This window comes from Arthrobacter sp. S2(2024) (assembly GCF_036662515.1).
GTDB lineage: Bacteria > Actinomycetota > Actinomycetes > Actinomycetales > Micrococcaceae > Arthrobacter.
The window spans coordinates 1-7,173 of record NZ_JAYKZI010000028.1 but is presented as its reverse complement, the minus strand read 5'-3'; the positions used below and the strand labels follow the sequence as shown (position 1 = coordinate 7,173).

The 7,173-nt window shown below is 57.9% G+C and carries 7 protein-coding genes; 5 read left to right on the top strand and 2 right to left on the bottom strand.

Annotation, left to right across the window (positions count from 1 at the left end; translation table 11 throughout):
- Positions 1 to 1,309 precede the first annotated feature (1,309 nt).
- Positions 1,310 to 2,638 (bottom strand): aldehyde dehydrogenase family protein, encoded by a 1,329-nt coding sequence (locus VLA65_RS21840; RefSeq protein WP_332603738.1) that lies wholly within the window; start codon positions 2,636 to 2,638, stop codon positions 1,310 to 1,312.
- Complete coding sequence (locus VLA65_RS21835) at positions 2,599 to 2,727, bottom strand: hypothetical protein (RefSeq protein ID WP_332603739.1); 129 nt, start codon at positions 2,725 to 2,727, stop codon at positions 2,599 to 2,601. The genes VLA65_RS21840 and VLA65_RS21835 overlap by 40 nt, the downstream gene beginning before the upstream one ends.
- Before the next feature lie 250 nt (positions 2,728 to 2,977).
- Between VLA65_RS21835 and VLA65_RS22095 the strand changes: the two genes are divergently transcribed.
- The 5 genes from VLA65_RS22095 to VLA65_RS21820 all read left to right on the top strand — a co-directional run bounded on the left by VLA65_RS22095 (position 2,978) and on the right by VLA65_RS21820 (position 7,059).
- Positions 2,978 to 3,748, top strand: a complete 771-nt coding sequence (locus tag VLA65_RS22095; RefSeq protein WP_442880366.1) for a helix-turn-helix domain-containing protein — start codon at positions 2,978 to 2,980, stop codon at positions 3,746 to 3,748.
- The gene (locus VLA65_RS22090) at positions 3,696 to 3,986 is read left to right on the top strand and encodes an alcohol dehydrogenase catalytic domain-containing protein (protein ID WP_442880365.1); all 291 of its coding nucleotides are present in this window, start codon (positions 3,696 to 3,698) and stop codon (positions 3,984 to 3,986) included. The genes VLA65_RS22095 and VLA65_RS22090 overlap by 53 nt, the downstream gene beginning before the upstream one ends.
- 51 nt (positions 3,987 to 4,037) lie before the next feature.
- Positions 4,038 to 4,628 (top strand): helix-turn-helix domain-containing protein, encoded by a 591-nt coding sequence (locus tag VLA65_RS21830; RefSeq protein ID WP_332603737.1) that lies wholly within the window; start codon positions 4,038 to 4,040, stop codon positions 4,626 to 4,628.
- 29 nt (positions 4,629 to 4,657) lie between these two features.
- The gene (locus VLA65_RS21825) at positions 4,658 to 6,349 is read left to right on the top strand and encodes an amidohydrolase (RefSeq protein WP_332603736.1); all 1,692 of its coding nucleotides are present in this window, start codon (positions 4,658 to 4,660) and stop codon (positions 6,347 to 6,349) included.
- Positions 6,350 to 6,663: 314 nt separating this feature from the next.
- Positions 6,664 to 7,059: a universal stress protein gene (locus VLA65_RS21820; RefSeq protein ID WP_332603735.1), complete on the top strand. Its 396-nt coding sequence runs from the start codon at positions 6,664 to 6,666 to the stop codon at positions 7,057 to 7,059.
- Positions 7,060 to 7,173: the final 114 nt, after the last annotated feature.

Genomic DNA, 7,173 nt, shown 5'->3' with positions numbered 1-7,173 from the left:
GGACAGGCGATCGAGGGTCATGCGCACGGCACGATCACGCACTTCCGAAGGATACTGCTTGGGCATAATGGCCATCTTTCTCACAAAAGACGGCGGCATCAAACCCGGGACGGTTCAGAAAGCTCTTCGGCCGCCATGACGTCTTGTATATGACTGAATTCTTGTGGTGCCCGCTCATAGGCGATTTGCATCACGCGTTCAGGTCCGGTTTGTCGGGTCATCTTAAGCAACTCGGCAGTCGCAGGGCGGCGATTTTGCTCTTACTGGTCCATAGCACCTGCCACAGTGGTGTTGGAGGCGACGCAGAAGGCGAGCGTACGGGCGTCAATGGTGGCCTATGATGCACCGTTCGACCCATTGGGGTACATGGCATGAGCTGCGTCCCCAAGCAACGTTGCGCGCCCATAACTCCATCGCGGTATTGGCTCCCGATCGACCATCGGGTACTCGAGAATCTCATCGGCAGCGCCGATTGCTGCCGGTACATCCAGCCAGTCAAAGCTCCACTCCTGGAACAGGTCCACAATGGGTGCATGGTCGACTGAGCGGTTCCAGTCCACGTCGCTGGACCCTCTGCCCCGTCTTTCAGCTACAAAGTCAATGCGTTGTCGACCTGCTTCGTCTGGTACCCCCAAGGGATATGCGACAAATTTCTGTTCGTTGTCTCCAACCATAATCATCGTGTGGCCGTCGAGGAATGATGGCACGACTGCGGTGCCGCGCCAAAGTGTCAGGCCGCTCCATTTGGGTTCCCCTTCCGATCTTCAGAGCGAATCCTTCGTCGTAATCATAAAATTACGCTTAGCAGCCAGGGCCGAGAACCCAGACAACAGCTTTCCTCCGATAGCTGGCATGACACTTCCTTCCGAGATGAACCTGGAGTCGGCATTGGCCTCAGACGTCGTGGCGAACTGATGCTGTGCGGGGGTGCCACCAACCGCTTTCCATGCAGTGCTCACCGGTGCTCATGACCGCGGTGGCGACGAAGCCCGGGCGAGACGTTGGCACGACGTAGTATCAATCGGAACTCCTCGGAATGACTATTCTCCGACTTACGCTATCGCCCTGCCCTGTTCCCCTTGCTTATAGATATGTCGACCAAGTCGCCTTCTGAGAATCATATGTTGAAGCTGAATTATAAGAACGGCATTTTGCTGCATCAGTTACCCCGAGCGAGCGGAAGAACGGGGCTCAGAAGCATAAGCAGGCCGCCAGATACTCCTGGCGGCCTGCTAAAGATAATGCCGTTTCGGCGCGGTTGACTGCCTTATGCTGAGAAGAACTCCCCCTCAGGCACCCAGACGCAAAGTCAGACCGCTACTGCTTTCGTCTCGTAGTATTCCTTCAACCCAGCGAGTCCGAGTTCGCGGCCGTTGCCTGATTGCTTGTATCCCCCGAAAGGCATGTCGTAAGCGCCCGGGGCACCGTTTACATGGACCATTCCTGACTGGATTTGGCGAGCAATTTCGAATGCACGCTCGGGGTCTGCCCCCCAAGCAGCTCCTGAAAGTCCAAACGACGTGGAATTCGCGAGCTCAACGGCTTCTTCTATGCCGTCGTAGGGCATGATCGCGAGGACGGGACCGAAAACCTCGTTCTGTGCCACACTCATTTCGCGTGTGACATCGGAGAATACTGTCGGCGACACGAAGTAACCGCGCTCTTGGCTGCCGGCTTTGGAACCGCCGATGACTACACGGGCTGTCTCGCGCTCCGCGGTCTCAATGTGCTCGATCACCCGCTGGTGCTGCAGCTTACTGACAATGGGCCCGATGGTTGTCGACTCTTCGAGCGGATCTCCCGCCGCCAGCGTAGCAACTGCCGCGCGTGCGGCCTCCTCAGCCTCGGAGAGGCGGGACCGGGGCACGATGAGCCGCGTAAGTGCCGTGCAAGTCTGACCTGCGTTTGAGGCAAGTGCATTCACATTTGCTGTCACAACGCTTTGCAGATCCTCAACGTCAGGCAAAACGACGTTAGGAGATTTCCCTCCAAGTTCCAGCGTGAGGCGCTTGATAGTTTGTGCGGCCAGTTCCGAAACCCGGGCCCCAGCGCGGGTGGAGCCGGTGAGACTGATCATAGCTACGTCCGGGTGCGAAGCGAGGGCTTCGCCCACTACAGGTCCCGTGCCGCTGATGACGTTCAATACGCCCGGCGGCAGGATTCCGGCTTGGTCCACCAACTCTACAAAGCGGAAAACCTGGGTAGGGGCAACTTCTGATGGCTTGAGTACCACGGTGCAACCGGCACCAAGGGCGGGCGCCAGTTTGACGATTGATTGGTACAGCGGGTAGTTCCACGGGGTAATTGCCCCAGCGACTCCGATTGGTTCGAGCAGTACCCGGACCCCTCCGCTCATTTTCTCTTCAAGTGAAAGGCCTTCTACGTGCTCGGCCATGTTTCGAAGAATATAGGAACAGGCGCTAACAGTCCCGCGCGCATAACGATTGGGCGTACCGACCTCGATGGTGGCCAGGCGCGCCAACTCCTCAGCGTTTGCATCGACGAGGTCAGCCAAAGCGCGCAAAGCGCCCGTGCGGGCAGCCACCGACGACGAGGCCCATCCGGGAAATGCCGTGGTCGCAGCAACAACCGCCGCGTCTACGTCTTCAGGCGCCCCTTCGGGATAGCTGCTAACGATTTCACCCGTGAAGGGTTGTCGACATCGATCTGTCCGATCCCCTTGGACGGGACCCACTTGCCGTCGATATAGAGCGCTCGGTCGTTCATGCTTAGCTCCTCAATGATGACGCGTCAGCACGTCAAGCTCTGCTTGGTTGACTTCATTGTGACTAAACTTTTCTTCATTCGCAAGCGTTTTCATAACTATTCTTCTCGGCGTCCAACGCTGCTGTGACACCGTCCGAACGTGTGATCATTTGAATATTTTGGGGTCGAAGCAGTTGATTGACATACAATGACGCTACCCGTAGTGTCGGTCAGCATATAGCTGAAGTACAGAAAACTTTACTGGAGCAAAATGTCGACTGAGGGCTTTTGCCCTGGTCGGTCCCGAGATCCCTGGGACCACTTGGGCCCAAATATCGGGGCGATACGCCTTGCGCTTTCTCTGACTCTTGCCCAGATGGCCAAGTCAGCAAATTTGTCTGACAGCTGGCTTAGTCAAATTGAGCGGGGCCGATCTGTGCCGAGCATAGAAGTACTTTTCAGCCTTGCCTCAGCCCTGGGACTCGCGCTGCGGGATCTTTTTGATGCATTGCACACAAACCATGTGAGCGTCCTCACCGAGGCGGATAGGCCTCGTATCGACTGCGGGCAGGGAGGAGCATGGAAAACGCTGATTACTACCCGGCCCGATACAGCCGTTGACGTCCTTGTCGGTCATTTCCCACCCAACGCATCAACTGGAGCTGCGTACGTCCACGGTGATTCGTCGGAGATTCTTTTGGTTCTGAGCGGCGAGGTAGTTGCCCAAATTGATGACGACAAGTTCACGATGGGCGCCGGGGCCAGCATTGTAGAACTCAATCACCACGGCTGCGGCTCCCTTGGGTTGGCCACGAATCGAGGTCGTGGGAACCCGAGCCGTTGCGATGGATCGGAACGCGGGTCATCTACACCGGGTACCGGATCGCGGACCGTCAGGAGACGACAAGCCGCAGTGCTTCAACCTCTCGAATCTCAAAAATCGCCGACATCATCTCAAGCCGACCCTAATCCACGAAAGGAACCTAATAATGGCTACATCAGCAACTATTGCTCTGCACTACCCGGGCGCCACAGAAATTGAAATTGCAAGCGTCACGCTCCCCGACCCGACCGGGCACCAGGTGCTCGTTACGATCGAATCGACCGGAGTCTGCCGAAGCCAACTGTCCGAGATGTCTCGTCACACTACAGGTGGACCTCTTCCACTGGGTCACGAAGGTGTGGGGGTCGTCACTGCGGTTGGACCGGACGTCGACACCTACTCCCCCGGTGATGGTGGCGGTGTGAAGTGGTGTAGCAGGACTAGATCCAGTGGGTGACCGAGTAACACTGTTAAGGTTGCAACCAAGCAACCTTGGCTGAGGAGAAGAATGGCAACATCATTGAGCGACGTCGGCCGCCCTAACCCCCGCGACCAGCTTGGGCCGAATCTACGTGCAATAAGGCGCGCCCGTTCCCTGACCCTGCGCGAGGTCGCCCAACGAAGCCGCATCTCAGAGGGATGGCTCAGCCAGATCGAGCGAGGCCGCTCTGTACCAAGTATCGACATCCTCTACAGGGTCGCCTCGGCTCTCGATATCGCTGTCCATGATCTGTTCCAGGGACCGGAACAGCAGCAGATGGCGCCGCTCCTCGAGGTCGACAGGCCAAGGATCGAGTGGGGTGAGGGCGGCGCCTACAAGACTCTCATCACGATGCGTCCTGACAGTGCAATCGATGTGTTCATTGGACATTTTCCTCCCGGGGCGTCCACAGGCGCTGCCTACACTCATGGTGATTCGTCCGAGGTCCTCCTGGTGATGCGCGGTACGGTGACCACCACCGTGGGCGGGTTGACGCATGTCATGCACGAAGGCAGCAGCCTCGAGTATCGCAGTTCCATGCCCCATTTCTTGACCAACAAGTCAACCGACAACGCCACCGTCCTCTGGGCAGTAAGTCCTCCAACTTCGGGCACATAAGCGTGTCCCGCGACACAAGGAGTTCGCTCTTGACATCCACTTCCCACGCTCCCCATTTCAAAGAACTTCTCGTGATCGGGGATATTCTCGACCCACGTTCTGGTCAGCGCTACGAAGCAATGCTCGTCCGCAGCAGTAAAATCGTAGATGTCGGATCTCGGGCGAAATTCGACTTTGCGGGCATGGAGCGTGCCGACCTGACCGGCCAGGGCACCATTGTTCCGGGTTTTGTCGACGCTCATTCCCACCTGCAAACGGGGTCCAGAGTCCTTGGCCTGAACATCAGCGTTCATACGCCCCCTGCAGATTGCATCGATGATATCGTTGCAATTCTTCAGCAAGCGGCAGCGAGTGAAGCCGGCAGCCAGAGGTGGATAGAAGCGCAGGGAAACCTCGGCCAGAATTACCGTTTGACCGACAAACGTTACCCGAACAGGCACGACCTCGATCGCGTAAGCACCGACCGACCCATCATTGTGAGGTTTGGCGCCCACGTTTGGGCCTTTAATTCAGTTGCCCTCAACGAACTGGGTATCGACCGCAATGTGGTGCTCCCCAATCCGGCTCATGTTGAAGTGGACGAGGCTGGCGAGCCAACCGGAATTGTCAACGACCTCGTCATGGTTGAGTCCCAGATGCCCTCGATGGCCATCCCGGGCCCGGCCGAGGGATCATTCGGGGCCGCGCTGGTGAAGACTGCCACTGACTACTTCACAGCTAGAGGTGTGACCACTATCGGGGAGATGACTGACGGCATCGATTCCCTATCATCCCTCCGGGAAGCCATTCTCTCCGATGACGTAGTCCTGCGCGTTAAGCTATACGCGCTCGATTCCGTTGTGCGGGAGCTCGTCTCGGCAGGCACGGCGCCAAGCGTGCTCGGGCTTGACGACAGTCGTTTGGAGCACCGCCTCATGCTGGGAGGATACAAGCTGGCCGCCGACGGGGGCATCTCCGCTCGCGAGGCCGCTGTGTGGGAACCATACGCGGACCGGGCGGGATATATTGGCCAGCTCGGCCTTTCCCCCGGCGAGGTAGAACGACTCGTTGAAAAAGCGGAAAAGCAAGGCCTACAGGTCCTGGTACACGCGGCCGGCGACAGAGCCATGGACTTCGCTCTTGATGAGTTCGAACGCGCGGCCGGCAAATTGGAGTCAAGAGACGGACGACCATCGTGGAACAGCACGCATCGGATTGAGCACTTGGGAAATGTCTTCGCAACCGATGAGCGACTTAAGCGCAGCCGGGAACTCGATGTGCTGCCGGTCGTCAATATAGGCTTCCTGTTTGGGATCGGTGACTCAATGGCAGGAGTCCTGGGAGAAGACTTTGCAACAAAGCCTCTGTACCGCTTGCGAACACTACTCGATTTGGGCTTCCCCGCCGTAGGATCCAGCGATTTCGCCGGCGGCCTCCCAGAAGTTTCGAACCCGCTTCTTCTCATGCGCGTCGCTCAGGACCGCACCACTTTTGGAGGAGTGGTCCTCGGTGAGGACCAAGCACTCAGCCCTATCGAGGCACTGAGGTCTGTGACCGTGGACGCTGCCGCAGCGCTGGACATGGAAGGACTGATCGGTGAATTTTCCCCAGGGGCCCTGGCGGATTTCGTCCTTCTCTCATCAGACCCGCTCGCTGCGCAACCAGATGAGCTAGGGGACGGCACGGTGCGTGTGCTGGAAACCTGGTTGGGCGGCAAGCGTGTATGGTGGGCGGATTCGTAGCTGGCTGTCAGCGTCATGAGACCGCTTCCCCTCTTGTCGCCCGGTTCGGTGATTATTCGCCGTTAGGGGCGCTTTGAGAACGCGGAAATAGTAAACAGCCAGGCCTCAGCCGCGCGTAACTAAAGGATAGTGTTTTACCTGTGGAGTCCCCGTCCAGAAATTATACGGTCGGGTAGGTAGGATCTCAGATGATACTGGAGCGTCACAGCCGCGCCGGGTTGTAGGCAAGCTGGTCCACCGTTGGTGACGTCCAGCCTTGTAAAAAAAATCATTGCCCGACACGCACAATCCCCTGCGCAGATGAAGGACAGGTCATGACTAACCCCATTGTTGTAGGCGCAGATGGCAGCAAGACTGCCCGCAAGGCAGCGGAGATAGCACACGGGCTTGCCGTTGCCCTCAATGCTCCCCTTCTTATCATTTCGGCGTTCGACAGCGAACGTGCGCAAGTGCTGGAGAAGGGCAGCGACAGCTGGGTTCTCTCTGCCGCTGACGATGCCGAAAAAGCAGCAAAAAGCGTAGCAAGCAGTCTTCTGGCTGACCGCGTCGATGTGTCCCATTCCTTCGTCAAAGGCAAGCCCGCTGAAGCCCTCGTGGAGGAAGCCGCCCGTGTGGACGCTCGCTTGATCGTGGTGGGCAATCGCCGCATGCGAGGTATCGGTCGCTTGCTCGGAAGTGTCGCCAACAGCGTGGCCCATAACGCATCTTGAACCGTCCCGGGTTTGATGCCGCCGTCTTTTGTGAGAAAGATGGCCATTATGCCCAAGCAGTATCCTTCGGAAGTGCGTGATCGTGCCGTGCGCATGACCCTCGATCGCCTGTCC

Coding starts and splice junctions, on each gene's coding strand:
- VLA65_RS21830 (WP_332603737.1), top strand. CDS start 4,038: ATGGCAACATCATTGAGCGACGTCGGCCGCCCTAACCCCCGCGACCAG.
- VLA65_RS22095 (WP_442880366.1), top strand. CDS start 2,978: ATGTCGACTGAGGGCTTTTGCCCTGGTCGGTCCCGAGATCCCTGGGAC.
- VLA65_RS21820 (WP_332603735.1), top strand. CDS start 6,664: ATGACTAACCCCATTGTTGTAGGCGCAGATGGCAGCAAGACTGCCCGC.
- VLA65_RS22090 (WP_442880365.1), top strand. CDS start 3,696: ATGGCTACATCAGCAACTATTGCTCTGCACTACCCGGGCGCCACAGAA.
- VLA65_RS21835 (WP_332603739.1), bottom strand. CDS start 2,727: ATGAACGACCGAGCGCTCTATATCGACGGCAAGTGGGTCCCGTCCAAG.